Genomic DNA, 20,975 nt, shown 5'->3' with positions numbered 1-20,975 from the left:
CGATGGAAGTGAGGAACTGGCTGCATGGGGCGTCGGCTCGTACCGCTCACACTGGACAACCTTCCGGACCTACCCAAGCGCTGCCGTGCCTGTGTCTTCTGGGAACTGGATCCGGTCAGCGGAGAGGCCGCGGTAAAGGCAGGACGGCCGGAACTGGAGAAGGAAGCCTGGATTTCGGCCGTACTCCTCGAGTGGGGATCCTGCGGCCGCGTGGTCTACGTTGATGAGGTGCCGGTGGGCTTTGTGCTGTATGCGCCACCTGCCTATGTACCGCGCTCCACTGCCTTCCCCACCAGTCCCGTGTCGCCGGATGCCGTGCAGCTGATGACAGGCTGGATCATGCCGGGGTACCAGGGCCAGGGCCTGGGCCGGGTCATTGTGCAGACGGTCGCAAAGGACCTGCTGCGCCGTGGGTTCAAGGCGATCGAAGCGTTCGGGGATGCCCGGTGGAAGGAACCGGCATGTGTGCTGCCGGCCGAGCATCTGCTCGCGGTGGGGTTCAAGACGGTACGGCCGCACCATCGCTTCCCCCGTCTGCGGCTGGAGCTACGGACGACGATCTCCTGGAAAGAGGATGTCGAGCTGGCGCTGGATCGACTGCTCGGGGCCGTTCAGAAGGAGCCAGCCCTGCGTCCGCTGTAGATGTGGGGAGAGATGCGAACAGGCCCGCCCCGGATGGGGCGGGCCTGTTTCACGTGAAACAGCGATCGCGTCAGCCGATGAACTCTTCAAGGTCGCGGAGGAGTGCGGCCTTCGGCTTGGCGCCCACGATGGTCTTCCGGACCTCGCCGCCCTGGTAGACGTTGAGCGTGGGGATGGACATCACGCCGTACTTCGCGGCGGTACCGGGATTCTCGTCGATGTTGAGCTTGACGATCTCGATCTGCTCTCCGTGCTCGGCGGCAATGGCCTCGAGGGAAGGAGCGATCTGACGGCACGGACCGCACCAGGCAGCCCAGAAGTCCACGAGGACGGGCTTGTCGCTCTTGAGGACTTCCTCGTCGAAGGTCGCATCGGTCACGTGCTTGAGGTCGCCGACCATGGCGGTCTCCTAATTCGTTGTTACAGGGGAGGGGAAGTCTCAGAGGGCTGCTGCGGCCTTCTCCGGCTCCGCGGGCTGGGTGTCGGTGAGCGCCGCGAGGAACCGCTCGGCGTCGAGGGCGGCGGAGCAACCGGTGCCGGCGGCGGTGATCGCCTGACGGTAGGTGTGATCCACCACGTCACCGGCCGCGAACACACCAGTGAGGTTCGTGTGGGTCGAGGGGGCGTCGACCTTGAGGTAGCCCTCGGAGTCCAGGTCCAGCTGGCCCTTGAACAGTTCGGTACGCGGATCGTGCCCGACCGCGATGAACAGTCCGGTCACCGGCAGTTCGGAGAGCTCGCCCGTCTTGGTGCTGCGCAGGGTCAGACCGGTGAGCTTGGGATCGCCGTGGATCTCGGCCACCTCACTGTGCCAGGCGAAAGAGATCTTCGGGTCGGCGAAGGCCCGCTCCTGCATGGCCTTGGAGGCGCGGAGGGCGTCCCGACGGTGCACGATGGTGACGGACTTGGCGAAGCGGGAGAGGAAGGTTGCCTCCTCCATCGCGGTGTCGCCTCCACCAACCACGGCGATGTCCTGGTCCTTGAAGAAGAAGCCGTCGCAGGTGGCACACCAGGAGACACCGCGGCCCGACAGCTCGTCCTCTCGCGGCAGGCCCAGCTTGCGGTGCTGCGAGCCGGTAGTGACGATCACGGTCTTGGAGCGGTGCACTGTGCCGGCGGAGTCGGTGACGGTCTTGATCTCACCGGTGAGGTCGACGGAGACGACGTCGTCCGGGATGAGCTCGGCTCCGAAGCGCTCGGCCTGGGCGCGCATGCTGTCCATCAGGTCCGGACCCATGATGCCGTCGCGGAAGCCGGGGAAGTTCTCTACCTCGGTGGTGTTCATCAGCGCACCGCCGGCGGTGACGGCGCCCTCGAAGACAAGAGGCTTCAGAGAGGCGCGCGCGGTGTACAGCGCCGCGGTGTAACCGGCCGGCCCGGAGCCGATGATGATCACGTTACGGACGTCGCTCACGGGTGTCTTCCTCGTCTCTGCCGACTGCTCATGGTCCGTTGGGACTCTCATCCCACCCAACGGATCCTACGGGGCGAGCATTCCCGGGGTGGCACGGCGCACGCCGGGCCTGTCAGTTCCGTGGAATGACACGCGTCAGCAAGACGTCGCCGGGGCCTTGGGGTGTTCTGCCCGAGCAGGAGGAGTCGACGATATACGCGTCGACGCGTGCCGCGTCGGAGGGGTGCGGCAGCACGACAAGATAGGCCCCGCCTCCTTTGTACGTCCCTTGCTCGGCTGCGATCGGGGAGTCGGACCGGCCAATCCCCTCGCGTACGCAGGCAGGCACGGTGGTGTCGCTTCCCTGCATGGGTTGGTTGGGGCTGGACTGCGCGCCGACATCGTTTGAGGGACCGGACTCGGTGGTCTTCCCCAGCAGACCGCGGACATGTGATTCCAGTCCGGCTGCCGAGAACCCTGAAGGTGCCTTCCGTGTATCTGCCGTATCCGTTGCGGCAGAGTGCTGAGCGGGTTTGCCATCCGGGGAGACGAAGGCTTGGAACACGACCCCGCCAAGTCCGAACACCGCAAGCGCCGACGCCGTTCCCAAGACTGCCGTACGCCAGCGCCGGGCGCGGCGACCTCGTCCGGGGCCGGTCGATCCCCGTGGCCGTGCTTCGGGACGCTCCATTGCACGCGGAGCATTCACCGTGTGGCTGGTTTCACGTGAAACATGCGTCGTATCAGCCGCGAGCGCGGTCGTTTCACGTGAAACCGCGACGGGTGCCGTCGAATCCAGGAGAGCTTCGGCAGCGAGGGCCGCATCGATACGACCGGCGACATCAGCAGGCATCCGCACCGGGCCGGGAAGGGTGCCGAGGAGTCCCCGGATCTCCTCCAGGGACGAGCGCACATCGGCGCACAGTGCACAGCTCGCCAGGTGATCCCGTATGTCGGCGGTGCGGTCGGGAGGCAGCAGGCCCTCGGTGAGGGCCGAGATCTCCGCCACTTCCGGGTGCTGGTCCGTGTCAGTCGAGGATGTCACGCTCACCCACCTCCGCCCTTCACGGCATCTGTGTCCCTCGGTCCTGCCGCCTGTGGGACGGATGTCCCCTGGGTCCGGTTCCTTCCCGCCCCCCGCCCCGGGCCCTCCCGGCTTCCGTTGCGCAGATGAGTGAGCATGGGCAGCAGCCGAGCCCGTCCCCGTGCGCAACGGCTCTTCACCGTTCCCGTCGGAACGTCGAGGATGCGAGCGGCCTCGGCGACGGGATAGCCCTGCATATCCACCAGGACAAGCGCCGCTCGCTGTTCGCTGGGCAGTGTCCCGAGCGCCTGCAGCAGCTCACGGTGGAGATCGTCGCGCTCGACAGGCGCGGCGGCGGACTCTTGGGGCTCCAGGAGCTGCTCGAGCCGCTCGGTCTCGGCGACCGGGGACGTACGGCGAGAGGCCGCTTTGCGAGCCCTGTCGAGGCAAGCATTGACGGTGATGCGGTGGAGCCAGGTGGTGACGGCCGACTGACCACGGAAGGTGTGGGCGGCGCGGTAGGCGGAGACGAGGGCGTCCTGGACGGCATCGGCGGCCTCCTCCCGGTCGCCGAGAGTCCGGAGCGCGACGGCCCACAGCCGGTCACGGTGGCGCCGGACGATCTCTCCGAAGGCCTCCGGGTCGCCCTCGACATGACGGGCGAGGAGTTCCTGGTCGCTCGTGGCGCCGCGGGTGGCGTCGTCCAAGGTCCGGTCCCTCCCCTTCGCCCGTCCTGCCGATGCGGTCAGCCCGTGAGCTTGATCTCCGAGACGCCCCCACGGAAGAGGTTCGCTGATCCATCGGTGGGCAGCTCGGTGATGTGGATCAGTACGTATCGCGTCCGTACGGGTTTGTCGAGGGTGGCTTCCAGCTTGGCTCCGGTGTTCGCCCGCTTGGCGATGCGCTGAGGAAAGTCTGCGAGCGAGGTCGGGCCGGTGGCGGATGCGTCCGCTGCCAGTACCTCGACGGTCTGGCCGCTGCGGTACATGTCGATATCGACGCCGGACACGTTCTGGGCGCTTCCGAGATCGACGATGAGACCGCTGCCTTCCTTGCGGGAGGAGAGATTGCCGAAGTTCGCGTAGCCCTTGTACTGAGGCGTCACCCAGGCGGTGCCGGAGTCGCCGTCCGTGGCATGGGGGAGGTCCTCCGCCGCGATGGGTCCGCTCAGCGGCGAGAACTCCTCCACGCCTTCGATCTTCAAAGGGCGGCCCGGGTCCTTCTTCTTGCCGGAGCCGCCTCCCTCGCTCGGCTGAGAGCCGTTCGAGTCGTCGTTGCGGCCTTCGTCGCGGTGCATGAGCGTGTCGGCGAGCTGCCAGCTGCCGAGGCCGAGCGCGGCGATGAGCAGAGCCGCGACGGTCCATTTCAGAACCTTGCCGCTGCGGGTCTGAAGCGGCGGCGGAGGCGTCGGGACTGGCCGTGCAGGGGCGCCCGACCCGTTGCGGTGAGCCGGTGAGCCGTACCCGCCCTGCTGGTAGGGCGTGGGCTGGTACGTGGGTGTGGCGAAGGATGGCTCCGGGGGACGGATCCGCGGTAGCGCGGCGACGGCCTTGGCCAGCTCCTCCGGTGTGGTGCAGGGCTGTTCCTGCCGCGACGGTGTGGCGCCGTCATTCACCAGAGCGCGCATCGCGAGCTCCGCGAGGCCGCGGTGGACACCGGCCCGCACCTGGTCGGGGGCGATGAGGCCCACGCCCTTGGGGAGGCCGGACAGCCCGTAGGCGTCCTCCTCGTAGGGCCAGCGCTGGGTCAGCGCGGCGTACAGGAGCGCCCCGATGGCTTCGGTGTCGGTGCGCTGAGGGTGCTCGGCACTGATGCCACGCAGCGCCGCCATCACGGCGAGTCCGCGAATCCGGTACTGACCGGACTCGGTGCGCAGGACCGAGCTGGGCGTGAGCCGGAGGTGCGCCAGTCCTTCGCGGTGGGCGGCTGTCATGGCCTGTGAGACCTGGCTGACGAGCTGGTACGCGTCGTGAGGCTCCATGGGGCCGGAGGCGAGGACGGTGGTGAGTTCGGTCGCGTCGGGGAGCCACTCGTGGACCACATAGACCAGGTCGTTCTCCTCGACGGCGTCGAGGACCTGGACGAAGCGGGGGTCGCCGAGCAGGGCGGCGGAGCGGGCCGCTGCCAGTACCGGGCGGGCCCTCGGGTGGTCGGCGTGCAACAGATGGACCCCGACGGCCCGTCGGAGCTTTTCGTCTACGGCACGCCAGCTGCTGAATCCGTCCAGTCGGGTGACGCACTCCTCGAGGCGGTAGCGTCTGGCGAGTTTGTGCCCGCTGTGCAGCTCTGGAGGTTCCACGTCGGGCGCGGACGCCTTGCCTCCTGCCCCTGCCGTATCAGTGCGCGCGGCGTCCGCGTCTGCGCCGGGCTTCTCCTGGGTGTCCACCCCGTCGGCCGTGGCCTTGCCCGCCTGGGCGGTCAGCGGCTCATCGCCACTGCTGTCGGCCACGTCGACGGCAGCCGTGCTCCGTTCCGCCACCGTCGTTCCTGCCTCCCCATCCGTTGCACGCTTTCGCACCACAGCAAAAACAATTGTGCCCACAGTCCGCCGCTATGCACGACACACGGTGGCGGACGATGGTTGTGCTCGGTCAGCGGCCGAGTCTGCCGCGGACCATACCGACCATCGCGGTCAGTTCCTCGATACGCATGCGCTTGGCCGCTCCGTAGAACACTCCGAGCAGGACGATCCCACCGCCGATGAGTGCCGCGAGAGAGCCGAGGGCGCCATTGTCGAGAGTCTTGGTGATCCCGAATGCGGCGGCCCCGCCGAAGAGCGCCGCGGGGACGCTGGCGCCGGTCAGACGGGCGTACGTACGGGTGACATGCGACCCGTCCAGATCGCCGCCCAGCCGCTTGCGGAGCCGCCGCCAGGCCACTCCCACGCCCACGGCGTAGGCGAGGCCGTAGGACGCGGCCATGCCGACCACGGCCCAGCGGGAGGGGAGCACGACGAAGCAGACGCCGGAGGCGGCGGCGTTGACGGCGGCGACGATCACCGTGTTGTAGAACGGCGTTCGCGTGTCCTCGTAGGCGTAGAAGCCGCGCAGGACGACGTACTGCACGGAGTACGGGATCAGACCGAGACCGAACGCCATCAGGACGTAACCGATGCTGCGGGCACCGGACTCGCCGGACCCGGCGTACAGCAGGCTGGTCATGGGGACACCGAGCGCCAGGAACGCGAAGGCACAGGGAACGATCGCCACGGCCGAGGTCCGCAGTCCGTAGGAGATGTCGTCGCGGACCGCAGTCGCGTCACCGTCGTGGGCGGCGCGTGAAATCCGCGGCAGGACGGCGGTCATCACGGAAACGGTGATGATGGCCTGGGGCATCTGCCAGAGCAGCAGCGCGTAGTTGTAGGCCGTGATGCCGGTGCCGGAATAGCCCTCGCCCTCCGCGACCGAGCCGGCCCAGGTGGCGAGCTGAGTGACGACGACCATGCCGAGCTGGTTGGCCAGAACGAAGAAGAAGGTCCATTTGGCCAGCCGCACCGCTTTGCCGAGACCGTGGCCGCGCCAGTCGAAGCGCGGACGGATCGTGAAGCCGGCCTCCCGCAGGTACGGAATCATCGCCAAGGCCTGGACGACGAGGCCGAGGAGCGTGCCGACACCGAGGAGCCGGATGCCTGCGGGGGTGACGGAGGAGGCGCTGACCTCGGTCGCGGTGAAGCTGCCGAATGCCCAGATGAAAGCGCCGAACGTGGCGATGACGACGATGTTGTTGAGGACCGGGGTCCACATCATCGCGCCGAAGTGGCCACGAGCGTTGAGGATCTGGCCGAGCACGACATGCACGCCCATGAAGAACATGGTCGGCAGGCAGTACCGTGCGAAGGCGACTGCCACTTCCATCTGTGCCGGGTCGGAAGCGATCTTCGTCGACATCATGCGGATGAAGAGCGGAGCGCCCAGGACGCAGACGGTGGTCACACCGGCCATCAGGGCCATGACGAGTGTGAGGAGACGGTTGGCGTAGGCCTCGCCGCCGTCCTCGTCGTTCTTCATGGCACGCACCAGCTGCGGGATGAAAACCGCGTTGAGTGCGCCGCCTCCCACCAGGATGTAGATCATCGTCGGCAGGGTGTTGGCGACCTGGTAGGTGTCGTTGAGCGTGCCCACGCCGATCGCGGCGGCGATGACCAGCGTGCGGAGGAAGCCGGTGATCCTGGAGACGATCGTGCCGGCTGCCATCAGCGCGCTGGATTTGAGGATGCCGGAGGCGCGGCCACCTGAGCGCTTGGTCGGCGCGGCTGCCGGCGCGGGCTCCGGGGGGATGGTTTCCGCGACCGGCTCGGCCGGAGGCGGGGTCTGCGCGGGGCGTTGCGGCTCGGGCTGCTGCTGGTCCCGGAAGAGATGGGCGAACGCGTCCTGCTGTTGCGGCTCGTCCGACGCCCGGCCGACCAGGTCGTCCACACCGACGTACTGGGTGGTGGCGGCATCGTCGCCGTAGGGGAGGCGTCGGGAGGGGCCGTCCGGCTCGGGGGCAGGGGTCGGGGCCCACAGCCGCGGGTCGGGGGCGTGCTGGGGCGCCGGAGGCCGCTGGTAGAGGGACTGTGTGTCCGGATAGGGGCCCGAGGCCGACGGGGGATGCGAGGCACGGTCGTACAGCGCCTCGGTCACCGGATCCTGAGCCGAGGGATCCTGGTCGTGGTAAGGATCATGGGCGTAGACATCCCGCACATACGGATCCGGGGTCCGCGGCGTCGGCGGCACCTGCTCCGATGGGTCGGGGCCCGGGCTCTGGCCGCGGTCACCGTCGTACGGCGCGTTCATCGCTACCCCACCTCATCGTCCCCGGCCGAACGGCCCCGGCATCGCTCAACGGTCCACCTTCTCACCCGTGCCGGATGCGCTGCTGCTTTCCGGTCCGGTGTCCGGCATCACGTCACCCTGCTGCTCGGCACCGGGTTCTCCCTGCTCCGTCCGGTCGGATTCCTGCTCGTCGGTCGCCTGCTCCCCGGACCCGGCGGGCTCATCGGACGTTTCCTCCTGAGATCCGGAGTCCTCAGCGGCATCGGGGGCGACGGCCGCCCGCTTGCGCTGGGTGTACATCCGGATTCCGGCGAGCACGAGCAGCAGCACGCCGCCGGCGATGACCAGCATCACCGTGGAGGTGATCTCCGTGACGTTCACCTGGAACGTCATCGGCCCGCCATACGGAGTGCCGTCGTCGGTGTAGAGCCGAGCCGTCACCCAGACTTTGCCGTTCGCGTTGGCAGTGGTGTCGAACTTCACCGACTGGCTGTGCCCGCCCTCGATCTTGACGGGCTGTGCTTTGCCGACGTCGAGGCGGTTGGGCTGGCCGGAGGTGAGGACCAGCTTCATCCCTTCGATGCCCTGCACCAGGTTGTTCTGCACCGTTACCGGAATCGTCGCGCTCCGCCCGGAGAGGGTCTGCGTCGACTTCTGGATGAGCTGGACTTCCTGAGTCAGATCGGAGAGATAGCCCTGCACGGATTCCCGGTATGTCGTCGCGCCTCCGGCGTCGCCGCGCCAGGAGGTGGACATCTCACGCATGATCGCGTTGCCGATCGGCGTGACCACGCGGTCCGGCCGGGAGAGGATGACCTGGAAGCCGTCGAGCGCGCCCTGAGTCCGCTGGATCACACGGAAGGCCTCTGTCGGCAGCTCCTGCTTCCGCAGCGACCGGGGATAGGAGGCGGGCGCCGGTACCTGGCTGGTGGCGCGGGGATCCGGCTTCGCCTTGGCCGCGTCCCCCAGGTCCAGCGGTTCGGTCCAGCGATCGTGCTCCAGCCCACGGAGCGCCTCGGCCATGGTCCGCGCCTGGCTCGCGGTGGGCACCCGCTGCGGTGCGACAACGATGCTGCGCTGCTTCTCCGGCGCCTGCATCGTGACCATGAGGGTCTGGGCGAGGAACCGCTGCTTGGCCAGTGTGGAGTTCTCCGCCCCGGACATGTCGCCTTCGAAGGCCGTGGAGAGGCGGGCGTCCGACACCACCGCTGTGTTGCCGCCACCGATGGGACGGGCCGCGGTGGGGCTGTAGGGCAGGCCCCCCGTCTCCCGGAGGCTGTCGTTGCGGGTGATCACGTTGTGCGCGCCCGCGGACGTCGCGACGTCCACCACCGAAGAGTCGATGGCGCCCTCCACGGGCCAGGCGAAATCGGTCCGCGGCTTCTTGCCGAGGATCGTCTCCACTGTCCCCGAGGCGAGATCGGTAGCGGGCTTGAGGTGGCCGAGGGCGCCGGACACCTCCTTGCCGCGGTGAGCGAGGGAGGCCAGATCGGGGTCGGCGAATGGTAGCGCCACGACCTCATGGGTGTCCGCGACGTCCTGCAGCTCCTTCAGCCACTGCTTGGCGACGGCCTGGTTCTTTCCCGCCGTGGTGGTGCCGTCGACCCCTTCGACCTTGTAATTCTTTGCCATGGCATCGACCGCGGCGAGCAGATCGGGGTCCACCACCCACGTCACGGGGAGGTCCTTGCCCAGGCTCACCATCTGCTGCAGCCGCCCCCCCGGCGCCAGCTCGGCGGCGAGGTCGTCGTCACGGAAGATCGGAGTCTGCTGGGCGTCGGAGTCCGTCCGTGCGGTGAGGTGGGTTGAGGAGATGAGCGGCCACAGAAAACTGACCTGCGTCTTCTGCTTGGCCGCCGTGGACTGCCAGGGCAGGAAAGTGCGCTTGATTCCCAGCACCTGCTCGTATCGCTGCGCCTGGGTCTGTCCGGAGATCGAGACACCCAGCTGGTAGATGCCGTCGCTGCCCAGCTCCAGGTCCTCCACCGGCACGCTGATGCTGAAGCTGCGGGAGATCCCCGACGGCAGCTGGGCGATCTCGGCGGTGTGCTTGCCGCCGACCTCCGGCCCGTCGGCGCCGAAGGAGAAGCCGGTGCGCTGGGCGGCGCTGTCGATGGCGCTGCGGCTGCTCAGGGTGGGGCCCAGCCTGAGACCCACATGGGCGTCGGTGACGGTGGAGCTGCCTTTGTTGGTGACGGTCCCCTTGACGGTCAGTGTGTCGCTCTTCGTGGGCGAGTCCGGGGTCATCGAGTCGATCGAGACATCGACGGACCGCGAACCGACCGCCTTGGTGTCGGCCTGCGCCGCAGGGGCGGCAGGGAGTTGTAGCAATCCTGCCAACAGCGGCATCCCCACCAGCGCCGCGGCAGTGCGCCGCAGCCACCGGCGGGCAGGAGCGGATCGCGTCCCCTGGATCTGCTGTGCCGCCTCGGCCACGCCTTGCCCGTCCCTTGTCGTCGTCAGTGGTGGTCGTCGGATGTGCGTCCCCGCATGGTAACGAGGTCCGCTGTGGTGAAGTGCTGGGGAGTGGTCCACATGATCGTCTGCGGGCCCGGCTGTCCGGATGGGGGGACGCTGCGAGCGGCCGGGCCACGTACCCTGTTCTGTTGTGCCGAACGCCAACAATGACAGCCACACCCAGCAGACACCGCAGCGCGCGCAGCCGGCGAGCGAGCTGAACCAAGTACAGCGCCGCGCCGTGAGTGAACTCTTGCGGGTCTCCCCCGTCGCTGATGACCTCGCCCGCCGCTTCCGGGATGCGGGGCACACGCTTGCCCTGGTCGGCGGATCGGTGCGCGACGCGCTTCTCGGCCGGCTCGGCAATGATCTCGACTTCACCACGGATGCCCGTCCGGAGGATGTGCTGACGATCGTGAAGCCATGGGCGGACACGGTGTGGGATGTCGGTATTGCCTTCGGCACTGTCGGCTGCCTGAAGAGGAGCCGTACCGGAAGCGAGGACGTCCGGAGTTACCAGATCGAGGTGACGACCTACCGTTCCGAGGCATACGACCGGACGTCGCGGAAGCCGGAGGTGGCCTACGGCGACTCGATCGAGGATGATCTTGTCCGCCGTGACTTCACCGTCAACGCGATGGCCGTCGCGCTGCCGGAGAAGCAGTTCATCGACCCGCACGGCGGCCTGGAGGACCTCGCGGCACGGGTGCTGCGGACACCGGGGGCTCCGGAGGACTCGTTCTCGGACGATCCGCTGCGGATGATGCGTGCCGCGCGCTTCGCCGCCCAGCTGGACTTCGATGTGGCGCCGGACGTCATCCGCGCCATGACGGCGATGGCGGATCGTATTGAGATCGTCTCCGCTGAGCGGGTCCGTGACGAGCTCAACAAGCTCGTCCTCTCGTCGAACCCCAGGAAGGGCCTGAAGCTGCTGGTGGAGACCGGCCTGGCGGATCGGGTGCTCCCCGAGATCTCGGCGCTGCGGCTGGAGCGTGACGAGCACCACCGTCACAAGGACGTGTACGAGCACTCGCTGACCGTGCTGGAGCAGGCCATCGATCTGGAGGAAGGCGAGCCCGACCTGGTGCTGCGGCTGTCCGCCCTGCTGCATGACATCGGGAAGCCGAAGACGCGGCGCTTTGAATCGGATGGCCGGGTCTCCTTCCACCACCATGAGGTGGTCGGCGCAAAGATGACCAAGGCGCGGATGAGCAAACTGAAGTACCCCAACGATCTGGTGAAGGATGTCTCGCGGCTGGTCGAACTCCATCTGCGCTTCCACGGCTACGGCACCGGCGAGTGGACCGATTCGGCTGTCCGTCGGTATGTGCGTGACGCGGGGCCCTTGCTGGACCGGCTGCACAAGCTGACCCGATCGGACTGCACGACGCGCAACAAGCGGAAGGCGAACGCGCTGTCGGCGGCCTACGACGGGCTCGAGGAGCGCATTGCGCGGCTTCAGGAGCAGGAGGAACTGGACTCGATCCGGCCCGATCTCGACGGCAATCAGATCATGGCGATTCTCGGTCTGGGGCCGGGCCCGGTCGTCGGTCAGGCCTATAAGCACCTGCTGGAGCTCCGACTGGAACATGGCCCGATGGGGCAGGACGGTGCTGCGGCCGCGCTCAAGGAGTGGTGGGCTTCCCAGGCCTCATCTGATGACTGAGATATGGCTCCGCCGTCCATGTTTCACGTGAAACATGGACGGCGGAGCCGCACGGAGTGAGGGCTGTCCGGGCTTCGCGATGTTTCACGTGAAACACAGCCCTCCTCAGGTCGACCGGGGCTGACCCGTGGCCACCGCGACAATGCCGTAGAGAACAGCGACAGTCGCCACCAGCAGGGGCGACCGGCCGTCCGGGGGCAGCATCAGAGCAGCCACCCCAGCCGCTCCGACGAAGGCGATGTTGAAGAGCACGTCGTAGAGCGAGAAGATCCGGCCGCGGAACGCGTCATCCACCGTTGCCTGGACGACGGTGTCGGTGGCGATTTTCGAGCCCTGGCTGGTCAGGCCCAAGATGAAGGCAGCGACCAGCATCGGCCCGGGCAGGAAGGGAAGGCCGAGTGCGGGCTCCAGTACTGCGGCGATGCCAGCACACACGACCACCCAGCGCAGCCGGACGTCCGGTCCCAGTCGGTCGAACCCCCTGAGCCGTTCGACAGCCCACGGCGTGACCACCGCCGCCGTGAGGAAGCCCGCACCCGAGACGGCGAGCGCCAGGCCGAGCAGGGCGAGCCCTCTCGAATCTGTGTCCGACCATGCGTACCGGCACAGCATCAGGACCATCACCGTCAGTGCGCCGTAGCAGAAGCGCATCAGCGTCATCGCGGCAAGGGCGCGCGCCGCGGGGCGCCGATCCGAGAGATGGCGTACGCCGGCGATCATCCCGTGGACGGTGCTTGCGAGGGCCGCGCGCACTCCGGGCTGGACCAGTGCGGGATCAGGGCCCAGCAGCCCGCGCCGCATCCGCAGGGACGCGAGCGCCGCGCACAGATACAGCGCCGCGCCCAGCAGCACCGTCACGGCGTCCGAGTCCCAGCCAACGAGGCGAACCAGGAACGCCAGGCCGCCGCCCGCCGTGGCAGCCAGGGTCCCGGCCGTCGGGGAGACCGCGTTGGCCATCACCAGTCGGCGCTTGCTGTCGACAACGTGTGGCAAGGCCGCTGAGAGCCCTGCCAGGACGAAGCGATTCACCGCGGTCACCGACAGTGCGGACGCATAGAAGAGCCAGTCGGGCACTCCGCCGACGATCAGCAGTGCCGTACCGGACGCGAACACGGCCCGGAGGGAATTGCCATGGAGCAGGACCTGGCGCCGCTGCCATCGGTCCAGCAGAACGCCCGCGAAAGGCCCGATCACGGAGTAAGGCAGGAGCAGCACGGCCATCGCCGAGGCGATGGCGGCGGGAGAAGTCTCCCTCTCCGGAGAGAAGACGACATAGGTGGCGAGCGCGACCTGGTAGACGCCGTCGGCGGACTGCGAGAGGAGACGGACGGCCAGCAGGCGGCGGAAGTCGCGCAGCCGTAGCAGCACGCGCAGATCACGCACAACAGCCATGAGTCACAGCCTCACACAGCGCACAGGCCCCTGGGCGGATTGCCCAGGGGCCTGTGATCACGAGAACCAACGGCGCTCGCTGAAACGTGCCGAGATCTCGACTAGCGCTCGACCTCACCGTTGATGAACTTCTCGACGTTCTCGCGTGCCTCGTCGTCGTAGTACTGCACCGGGGGCGACTTCATGAAGTACGAGGAGGCCGACAGGATCGGGCCACCGATGCCACGGTCCTTGGCGATCTTCGCGGCCCGCAGCGCATCGATGATGACGCCCGCGGAGTTGGGGGAGTCCCAGACCTCGAGCTTGTACTCCAGGTTCAGCGGGACGTCGCCGAACGCACGGCCCTCGAGGCGTACATACGCCCACTTGCGGTCGTCCAGCCAGGCGACGTAGTCCGACGGGCCGATGTGGACGTTGTCATCCCCCAGCTCGCGGTCGCGGATCTGCGAGGTGACGGACTGGGTCTTGGAGATCTTCTTGGACTCCAGGCGCTCCCGCTCGAGCATGTTCTTGAAGTCCATGTTGCCGCCGACGTTCAGCTGCATCGTGCGGTCCAGGATGACACCCCGGTCCTCGAAGAGCTTGGCCATCACACGGTGCGTGATGGTGGCGCCGACCTGCGACTTGATGTCGTCACCGACGATGGGAACACCCGCCTCGGTGAACTTGTCCGCCCACTCCTTGGTGCCCGCGATGAAGACGGGGAGGGCGTTGACGAAGGCGACCCCGGCGTCGATGGCGCACTGCGCGTAGAACTTGGCGGCGTCCTCGGAGCCCACCGGCAGGTAGCAGACCAGGACGTCGACCTGCTTGTCCTTGAGGACCCGGATGATGTCGACCGGAGCCTCATCGGACTCCTCGATGGTCTGGCGGTAGTACTTGCCCAGACCGTCAAGAGTGTGGCCGCGCTGGACGGTGACGCCGGTCGGCGGCACGTCGCAGATCTTGATGGTGTTGTTCTCGCTGGCGTCGATGGCGTGCGCGAGGTCCTGGCCGACCTTCTTCGCGTCGACGTCGAAAGCGGCCACGAACTCGACGTCACGCACGTGATAGTCGCCGAACTGCACGTGCATCAGACCCGGCACGCGGCTTTTCGGGTCGGCGTCCTTGTAGTACTCGACGCCTTGCACCAGCGAGGCGGCGCAGTTGCCCACGCCGACGATGGCTACGCGAACCGAACCCATTCCGGTTGCTCCCTGTGTGTACTCGACGAAGCCCTGCGGGATGCAGGACCTCACTTGGCGGTGTCGTCGGACGGATCCGGCCGGGAACTACCCCGGTCCCGGGGCAGGCCGCCCGTGCTTCCTGACTGGTCCTGAGAGTGCTGCGATGCGGGCTGCCCGGCGGCGGGCCCGGAGCCGGTGGCGGGGCGCTGGTCACGCCCGGCCCGCTCGCTCTCGATGAGCTCGTTGAGCCAGCGGACCTCCCGCTCCACGGACTCCATGCCGTGCCGCTGCAGCTCGAGGGTGTAGTCGTCCAGCCGCTCGCGAGTGCGGGCAAGGGAGGCGCGCATCTTCTCGAGACGCTCCTCCAGCCGGCTGCGGCGCCCTTCCAGCACCCGCATCCGTACGTCCCGCGAGGTCTGTCCGAAGAACGCGAAGCGGACGCCGAAGTGCTCGTCCTCCCATGCGTCCGGACCGGAGTGGGCCAGGAGCTCCTCGAAGTGCTCCTTCCCCTCCGCCGTCAACCGGTAGACGATCTTCGCCCGTCGGCCGGCCAGCGATGCGGCGAGTGCGTCCTCCGGGGCGCTGCCCGGCTCCTCGATCAACCACCCCTGACCGACCAGCGTCTTGAGGCAGGGATAGAGGCTGCCGTAACTGAACGCGCGGAAGACGCCCAGCGAGGTGTTGAGGCGCTTGCGCAGCTCGTAGCCGTGCATCGGCGACTCACGGAGCAGCCCGAGGACGGCGAACTCGAGGATGCCGGAGCGTCTGCTCATCCTTCGCCTCCCCTGTCTCCTTCATCCTCGATGCCGGACCTTATGCCGAGCTGATGTATCGAATCGATACATCCAGACGATAGAACGGCCGTCCGGCTCCGACAAGAGGGGGCGCGGTGAACGGCGTCACATCGCCGATTCGTAGGAATCAACAAGACTGATTTGGGGTGAAGATGCGTGCTGCGCGGGTTTTGACCGTGCGTAGTCTGTGCGCCATGCAGACCACCGGGAACCAAAGTGCGCCAGGGGACGTCCTCGTCGCTGGTGCAGTGCGGCCTGTCGCCCGTGGGGACAGGTCCGTACTTGGGGGGGACCGAAAGTCAACTGTCGCTGTCAGGCGATAGCGCCTGCCCGAGGAGTAGCTGTTCCATGAGCGAGCACCGTCGCAAGCAACCGCCGTCGCAGGGCGGTGGGCGCGCTGCGGCCCGGCGCGGAGGGCAGCAGCCGTCCGGCCGCCGAGCCGCGCCCCAGCGCGGCACCACCGGGTCCGTCGGCCCGGCGGGTGAGGAGCGAACCTATGGTGGGCGTGCGGAGGCGCGCCGCGCCGCCCAGCGAAGCGGTGGAGGCAGACGACGGGCCGCCGTCGGTCACGACGGCGGTGGCCGGGGCGGCCGCGGCCGTGCCGCTGCCCGTGAGCCGGAGAGGAAGCGCCTGATCGATTACCCGCGCTCGGGCCGCTACGGATTCCGCCGCTGGGTACCGTCGTGGAAGCAGGTGCTGGGCAGCGCTGTCGTCTTCTTCGGCCTGATCGTCGGCGGCGCGGGTATCGCGCTGGCGCTGGTGGAGAAGCCGAACCCCAACGAGGCGGCCGAGGCGCAGAGCAACGTCTACTACTGGTCCGACGGCACGCAGATGGCGTCGACCGGTGGTGAGGTGAACCGCCAGATCGTCCCGATCACCTCGATCCCGAAGTCGATGCAGGACGCGGTGATCTCGGCAGAGAACGCCACGTTCTATGACGACTCCGGTGTCGACCCCATGGGCATTGCCCGTGCCGTGTTCAACATGGCCAGGGGTGGCAGCACTCAGAGTGGTTCTACGATCACCCAGCAGTACGTCAAGAACGCCATGCTGTCCCAGGAGCAGACCCTCACCCGTAAGGCGAAGGAACTGTTCATCTCGATAAAGGTCGGGGCCACCGAGCCGAAGGACAAAATCCTCGCCGGATATCTGAATACGGCGTATTACGGGCGGGGTGCCTACGGCATCCAGGCGGCGGCTCAGGCGTACTACGGCAAGGACTGCGACAAGCTCACCGCCAGCGAGGGCGCCTTCCTGTCGGCGACTCTGAACGGCCCGAACCTCTACGACCCGGCAGGCGGCATCGGGGACAACGCCTCCAAGGCCGCCAACACGAAACGGGCCAAGGACCGGTGGGCCTGGACCCTCGGGCGTGAGGTGTCGGTGGGCCGGATGAGCGCGGCCCAGCGGGACAAGTACATCCAGCAGGGGTTCCCGAAGCCGAAGGACCCGAAGATGGCCAAGGGGCTGTCGGGCCAGAACGGGTACCTCGTCGAGACGGCTCAGAAGTACGTCCTCAAGAAGCGGCCCGATCTGACTCCGGACGACCTGTCCAAGGGCGGCTTCCAGATCCACACGACCTTCAACAAGTCGAAGACCGAGGCGCTCGAGAAGTCGGTCAGGGCCTCACGGAAGCAGTACCTCGACGCGAAGAAGCGTGACGAGGACAAGTCCGTGCAGTTCGGTGGCGCCTCGGTCGATCCCAACAACGGCAAGATTGTCGCGCTCTACGGCGGCGAGGGATACGACCAGAGTCACTTCAACAACAACGCGGACACCTCCGGTGTTCCTGTCGGGTCGACCTGGAAGCCCTACGTCCTCGCGGCCGCAATGGAGTACGGCACGCTGAAGAGCGACGGTCAGGGGATCTCGCCCCAGAGCAAGTACAACGGCAACGACATGCTGCCGATCAAGGACCGCAACGGCGAGCTCATCCGGACCGAGGACGGTCAGCCGTTCCGCCAGAAGAACGAAAGTCCGACACGCCACGGCTACATCACGCTGGAAAAGGCGATGGAGCAGTCGGTCAACACGCCGTTCGTGCAACTCGGCATCGACGTCGGCCTGCAGAACGTGCAGAAGGTCGCTGAATCGACCGGCATTCTGAAGGACAGCATGGACCGGCTCAATGCCTCCTTCTCCATCGGAACGTCCACCCCGAGCGCCATCCGCATGGCCGACTCGTACGGCACCTTCGCCACCTCCGGCGTCCACGTGGAGCCGTACTCGGTCACCAAGGTCGAGCAGGGCGGCCAGGAGCTGGACGGCTTCGAGAAGCCCAAGTCCCAGCAGGCCATGACGAACAACGTCGCGAACAACGTGACGAAGGTCCTGGAGAACGTCATCCAGAACGGCACTGCGAAGAAGGCCAGGGCGCTGGAACGTGCGGCGGCGGGGAAGACCGGTACCACCGACAAGAACAAGTCGGCGTGGTTCGTGGGCTACACCAAGCAGCTCTCGACGGCCGTCACCATGTTCCGGACGGATCCGGAGCACCGGAAACTGCTCTCCATGAACGGCACGGGTGGCTTCGACTCCATCCACGGTGGTGCCATCCCCACGGAGATCTGGACCGACTACATGAAGGCGGCCCTCAAGGGCACGCCGGACGAGCCCTTCCCGGCGGCGGAGCCGATCGGGTCCAAGGTCGACCAGGACGGTGCCCCCACCCCGACCCCGACGCCGTCCGACACCCCCACCCAGACGCCCTCGGAAACACCCTCCGAGACGCCCAGCAGTACACCGCCCACCTCCCCGAGCCCGTCGCCCACCTGCGGTGTGTTCGATCCGAATTGTGAGCCCGGAGGGGCGAACGGCGGCGACGACGGTACGGACGCGGGGGCCGACGGCGGTACGGATTCCGGCACTTCCGGTACTCCGACGCCACCCAGCGGTGGCGGGGGGAACGGCAACTCCAACGGTGGCGGTCTCTTCGGCGGGCCGACGAGTACCCGCCGCGAGTGAGCGCTCCCCCGTCACGTACACGACACAGCCCCCGCCCGGTCGACCGGGCGGGGGCTCCGTCGTACGGTCGCGTGCGGCAGGATGTGCCCCATGACGAGCGTGCACGAGGACCGGCGGCCCGCACGGCCCACGGTCCAGGACAAGGTCGCCGCCGCCGGCAGCGAGCTGATCGGCGGACCGGTCGGCCGTCGCGCGCTGCTCGGCGCGGGCTGGTGGACACCGGTGCGGATCATCGCACTCGTGGCCATCGGGATGTTTGCGCTGGGAATGGTGCAGAAGCTGCCGTGCTACAACGGCGGCTGGTTCTTCGGGGCGGGCAGCCAGTACACACACGCGTGTTACTCGGACATTCCGCATCTCTACAAGGCACGCGGCTTCGCGGACGGCCTGGTCCCGTACTTCGACCGGCTGCCCGGAGACATGGAGTATCTGGAGTATCCGGTCCTCACAGGGCTCTTCATGGAGGCCGCCTCCTGGCCGGTCCCGGACGGCGGCGGCCTCCAGGACCGTGAGCAGATCTACTGGCTGGTCAACGCGGGCATGCTGCTGATCTGCACTGCGATCGTCGCCGTCTGTGTGGCGCGCACGCACCGGCGCCGCCCCTGGGACGCGCTGCTCGTCGCCCTCGCTCCTGCCTTCGCGCTCACGGCAACGATCAACTGGGACCTCCTCGCCGTCGCGCTGACCGCGGCCGCGCTGCTGATGTGGTCGCGCAGCCGCCCGCTCGCCACGGGGGTGCTGATCGGTCTGGCGACCGCCGCCAAGCTCTATCCGGCGCTGCTGCTCGGACCGCTGTTCGTGCTGTGCTGGCGGGCTGGGCGCTGGCGGACGTTCGGCACTGCCGCGGGCGGGGCGGTCGTCGCCTGGCTCGTGGTGAATGGGCCAGTGATGGCGCTCGCACCGGAGGGATGGAAGAAGTTCTATATCTTCAGCCAGGAGCGCCCGGTCGACTTCGGCTCGTTCTGGCTGATCATTTCGCAGCGCACGGGCGATCCCCTGGAGGGTGCGAACGCCTGGGCCACCGCGCTCACGCTGCTGCTGTGTGCCGGTATCGCGGCCCTGGCCCTCTCCGCCCCCCGTCGCCCGCGCTTCGCACAGCTGGCCTTCCTGGTCGTCTCCGTCTTCATCCTGGTGAACAAGGTGTACTCGCCGCAGTACGTTCTGTGGCTGATCCCCCTCGCCGCACTGGCGCGCCCGCGGTGGCGGGACTTCCTGATCTGGCAGGCCTGCGAGGTCATGTACTTCCTCGGGATCTGGATGTACCTCGCGTACACCTCCAGCGGGGACAAACACCAAGGGTTGCCGACGGAGGGCTACCAGCTCGCGATCCTGATCCATCTGCTGGGAACCCTGTATCTGTGCGCCGTGGTGGTACGGGACGTGCTGCTGCCGGAGCGGGACGTGGTGCGGCGAGACGGCTCGGACGATCCTTCGGGCGGCGTCCTGGACGGGGCCCCCGACGTGTTCGTCCTCGGGCACCGGCGGCACGCACGGCACGCCGCGCACTATGGCGAAGGGACGTACGTGCAGTGGGGAGTTCAACGGCACGGAACGGCGCATTCAGCATCTATGGAGTGAACTTCCACAGTTGTGGGTGAAGTTCACTTCTGTCGTCACTTAAGGTGCGCGGCGGAGGTGGTGCTTCGCCATGAGCGAACACGGTGAATCGTCGATCGGAGCGAGCGCGCGCGAAGCCATCGACATCGGCGATTTCGTCTACGCGGCGACGGGCGCACGAATCCGCAGGCTGACCATGCCGGGCGGCCGGCACTGGTTCCCCGCCGCCGACCTGGCGCGTGTCCTGGGCTACACGGACACACCGGTGGCGGTCTTCGCCCGGCAGGTGCCGGTCGAGCACGCCGCCACCCTCGAGGAGCTGGCACGGACCGTCGACGGGAGCGATACCTTCCTCAACCTGGCCGGCCGAGGGCTCAGGAAGTCGACGACGATGGTGGATCTTCAGGGACTCATCACGCTCGTCAACGGCTGCGCCAAGCCCGAGGCCGAGCTGTTCAAGCGCTGGGTCTCCGAGGTCGTCCTCATGGTGCAGCGGGACGGCTCCTACGCCCTGGCCGAGTCCGAGGTGCAGCCGCGGCCGCGCTGGGGTACGTCCCGTGGACTGCCGTTCTATGCCATGCCCGATGCGGTGATCGACATGATCGCCGCTGTCGAGGAGCGGAACGCACGGCTCGACGAGGAGTTGGCCGCAGTGCGGCGGGACGTGGTGTGCCCCCGGCGGGAGAGCGTCGACGCGCAGCTTGACCTGGTGCGCTCCATGGCACGGATCGCGGACTCGCTGGAGCGGATCGCCGAGCGTATGCGGGCCCGGTCCGCGGGGCCCGAGCGGGAGCGCGAGTCCGGGCCCCGGCGGCCCGAGGTGTCCGCCGAGGCGGTGCTGGCGGACTGGAGGACGAGGTGCGCCCTCACGGATGAGGTTCTGGCCGTGGCGCTGCACATCGTGCCGTTGATGGTGGCGTGGGGACAGCTCAGCCGCACCCCGGAGTCGATCGCCGCCCGGACCGGGCTCTCGGCCGACCGCGTATGCGACGGCCTGTGCGTGCTGCTGGAGACGGGCTGCATCCGGCAGTCGGGAGTGACGGCGGAGGGCACGCCGGTGTACGTGCTGGGCCGGCCGCACCGGCCATGAGAAAGGACCCGGAGTCGCGCCGCGGCGGCTCCGGGCCGTCTCGTCAGGGGCCCGTCTCTCCGGAGTACGTCCCGTC

The 20,975-nt window shown here is 67.9% G+C and carries 15 protein-coding genes; 5 read left to right on the top strand and 10 right to left on the bottom strand.

Features of this window, described 5'->3' with window-relative positions:
• Window positions 1-24: 24 nt before the first annotated feature.
• Window positions 25-642 carry a GNAT family N-acetyltransferase gene (locus tag ACTWQE_RS00165; protein WP_443326677.1) on the top strand — a complete coding sequence of 206 codons (618 nt, stop codon included), beginning with the start codon at window positions 25-27 and terminating at the stop codon, window positions 640-642.
• Between the two features lie 70 nt (window positions 643-712).
• Here ACTWQE_RS00165 and trxA read toward each other — a convergent pair whose 3' ends face one another.
• The 7 genes from trxA to ACTWQE_RS00130 form a co-directional block, all read right to left on the bottom strand.
• Window positions 713-1,042 (bottom strand): thioredoxin, encoded by a 330-nt coding sequence (gene trxA / locus ACTWQE_RS00160; RefSeq protein WP_443326676.1) that lies wholly within the window; start codon window positions 1,040-1,042, stop codon window positions 713-715.
• A 39-nt stretch (window positions 1,043-1,081) separates the two neighbouring features.
• Window positions 1,082-2,056: a thioredoxin-disulfide reductase gene (gene trxB / locus ACTWQE_RS00155; protein WP_443326675.1), complete on the bottom strand. Its 975-nt coding sequence runs from the start codon at window positions 2,054-2,056 to the stop codon at window positions 1,082-1,084.
• A gap of 112 nt (window positions 2,057-2,168) precedes the next feature.
• Window positions 2,169-3,080, bottom strand: coding sequence for a hypothetical protein (locus tag ACTWQE_RS00150; protein WP_443326674.1), 912 nt, complete (start codon window positions 3,078-3,080; stop codon window positions 2,169-2,171).
• Window positions 3,081-3,082: 2 nt separating this feature from the next.
• Window positions 3,083-3,766: an RNA polymerase sigma factor SigM gene (gene sigM / locus ACTWQE_RS00145; RefSeq protein WP_443326673.1), complete on the bottom strand. Its 684-nt coding sequence runs from the start codon at window positions 3,764-3,766 to the stop codon at window positions 3,083-3,085.
• Between the two features lie 38 nt (window positions 3,767-3,804).
• Entirely contained in the window at window positions 3,805-5,538 is a 1,734-nt protein-coding gene (locus ACTWQE_RS00140) for a protein kinase family protein (protein ID WP_443326672.1), read from the bottom strand.
• 112 nt (window positions 5,539-5,650) lie between these two features.
• Entirely contained in the window at window positions 5,651-7,834 is a 2,184-nt protein-coding gene (gene murJ, locus ACTWQE_RS00135; RefSeq protein WP_443326671.1) for a murein biosynthesis integral membrane protein MurJ, read from the bottom strand.
• 45 nt (window positions 7,835-7,879) lie between these two features.
• Window positions 7,880-10,249 carry a DUF6049 family protein gene (locus ACTWQE_RS00130; RefSeq protein WP_443326670.1) on the bottom strand — a complete coding sequence of 790 codons (2,370 nt, stop codon included), beginning with the start codon at window positions 10,247-10,249 and terminating at the stop codon, window positions 7,880-7,882.
• Between the two features lie 172 nt (window positions 10,250-10,421).
• On the opposite strand from ACTWQE_RS00130, the gene ACTWQE_RS00125 reads away from it, so the two are divergent.
• The gene (locus ACTWQE_RS00125; RefSeq protein WP_443326669.1) at window positions 10,422-11,936 is read left to right on the top strand and encodes a CCA tRNA nucleotidyltransferase; all 1,515 of its coding nucleotides are present in this window, start codon (window positions 10,422-10,424) and stop codon (window positions 11,934-11,936) included.
• A gap of 105 nt (window positions 11,937-12,041) precedes the next feature.
• On the opposite strand, the gene ACTWQE_RS00120 is transcribed toward ACTWQE_RS00125, so the two are convergent.
• From ACTWQE_RS00120 to ACTWQE_RS00110, 3 genes are all read right to left on the bottom strand, one after another.
• Window positions 12,042-13,328 (bottom strand): MFS transporter, encoded by a 1,287-nt coding sequence (locus ACTWQE_RS00120; protein WP_443326668.1) that lies wholly within the window; start codon window positions 13,326-13,328, stop codon window positions 12,042-12,044.
• A gap of 101 nt (window positions 13,329-13,429) precedes the next feature.
• Entirely contained in the window at window positions 13,430-14,512 is a 1,083-nt protein-coding gene (locus tag ACTWQE_RS00115; protein ID WP_443326667.1) for an inositol-3-phosphate synthase, read from the bottom strand.
• A 50-nt stretch (window positions 14,513-14,562) separates the two neighbouring features.
• Window positions 14,563-15,267 carry a helix-turn-helix transcriptional regulator gene (locus tag ACTWQE_RS00110; protein ID WP_443326666.1) on the bottom strand — a complete coding sequence of 235 codons (705 nt, stop codon included), beginning with the start codon at window positions 15,265-15,267 and terminating at the stop codon, window positions 14,563-14,565.
• A 369-nt stretch (window positions 15,268-15,636) separates the two neighbouring features.
• On the opposite strand from ACTWQE_RS00110, the gene ACTWQE_RS00105 reads away from it, so the two are divergent.
• The 3 genes from ACTWQE_RS00105 (at window position 15,637) to ACTWQE_RS00095 (ending at window position 20,899) form a co-directional block, all read left to right on the top strand.
• Window positions 15,637-18,252, top strand: a complete 2,616-nt coding sequence (locus tag ACTWQE_RS00105) for a transglycosylase domain-containing protein (RefSeq protein ID WP_443326665.1) — start codon at window positions 15,637-15,639, stop codon at window positions 18,250-18,252.
• A 90-nt stretch (window positions 18,253-18,342) separates the two neighbouring features.
• Window positions 18,343-19,830: a glycosyltransferase family 87 protein gene (locus tag ACTWQE_RS00100; RefSeq protein WP_443326664.1), complete on the top strand. Its 1,488-nt coding sequence runs from the start codon at window positions 18,343-18,345 to the stop codon at window positions 19,828-19,830.
• Between the two features lie 70 nt (window positions 19,831-19,900).
• The gene (locus ACTWQE_RS00095; RefSeq protein ID WP_443326663.1) at window positions 19,901-20,899 is read left to right on the top strand and encodes a BRO-N domain-containing protein; all 999 of its coding nucleotides are present in this window, start codon (window positions 19,901-19,903) and stop codon (window positions 20,897-20,899) included.
• The last annotated feature ends 76 nt before the right edge of the window (window positions 20,900-20,975 follow it).

Origin of the sequence: Streptomyces sp. 8N706, from assembly GCF_052245415.1 — a bacterium.
Lineage (GTDB): Bacteria > Actinomycetota > Actinomycetes > Streptomycetales > Streptomycetaceae > Streptomyces.
This window is presented reverse-complemented; position numbering and strand designations above follow the sequence as displayed.

What these genes read in the sequence shown, in the direction of transcription:
- ACTWQE_RS00120 (WP_443326668.1), bottom strand. Translation starts at nt 13,328, where the DNA reads ATGGCTGTTGTGCGTGATCTGCGCGTGCTGCTACGGCTGCGCGACTTC.
- ACTWQE_RS00095 (WP_443326663.1), top strand. Translation starts at nt 19,901, where the DNA reads ATGAGCGAACACGGTGAATCGTCGATCGGAGCGAGCGCGCGCGAAGCC.
- murJ (WP_443326671.1), bottom strand. Translation starts at nt 7,834, where the DNA reads ATGAACGCGCCGTACGACGGTGACCGCGGCCAGAGCCCGGGCCCCGAC.
- trxA (WP_443326676.1), bottom strand. Translation starts at nt 1,042, where the DNA reads ATGGTCGGCGACCTCAAGCACGTGACCGATGCGACCTTCGACGAGGAA.
- ACTWQE_RS00115 (WP_443326667.1), bottom strand. Translation starts at nt 14,512, where the DNA reads ATGGGTTCGGTTCGCGTAGCCATCGTCGGCGTGGGCAACTGCGCCGCC.
- ACTWQE_RS00165 (WP_443326677.1), top strand. Translation starts at nt 25, where the DNA reads ATGGGGCGTCGGCTCGTACCGCTCACACTGGACAACCTTCCGGACCTA.
- ACTWQE_RS00105 (WP_443326665.1), top strand. Translation starts at nt 15,637, where the DNA reads ATGAGCGAGCACCGTCGCAAGCAACCGCCGTCGCAGGGCGGTGGGCGC.
- ACTWQE_RS00110 (WP_443326666.1), bottom strand. Translation starts at nt 15,267, where the DNA reads ATGAGCAGACGCTCCGGCATCCTCGAGTTCGCCGTCCTCGGGCTGCTC.
- ACTWQE_RS00100 (WP_443326664.1), top strand. Translation starts at nt 18,343, where the DNA reads ATGACGAGCGTGCACGAGGACCGGCGGCCCGCACGGCCCACGGTCCAG.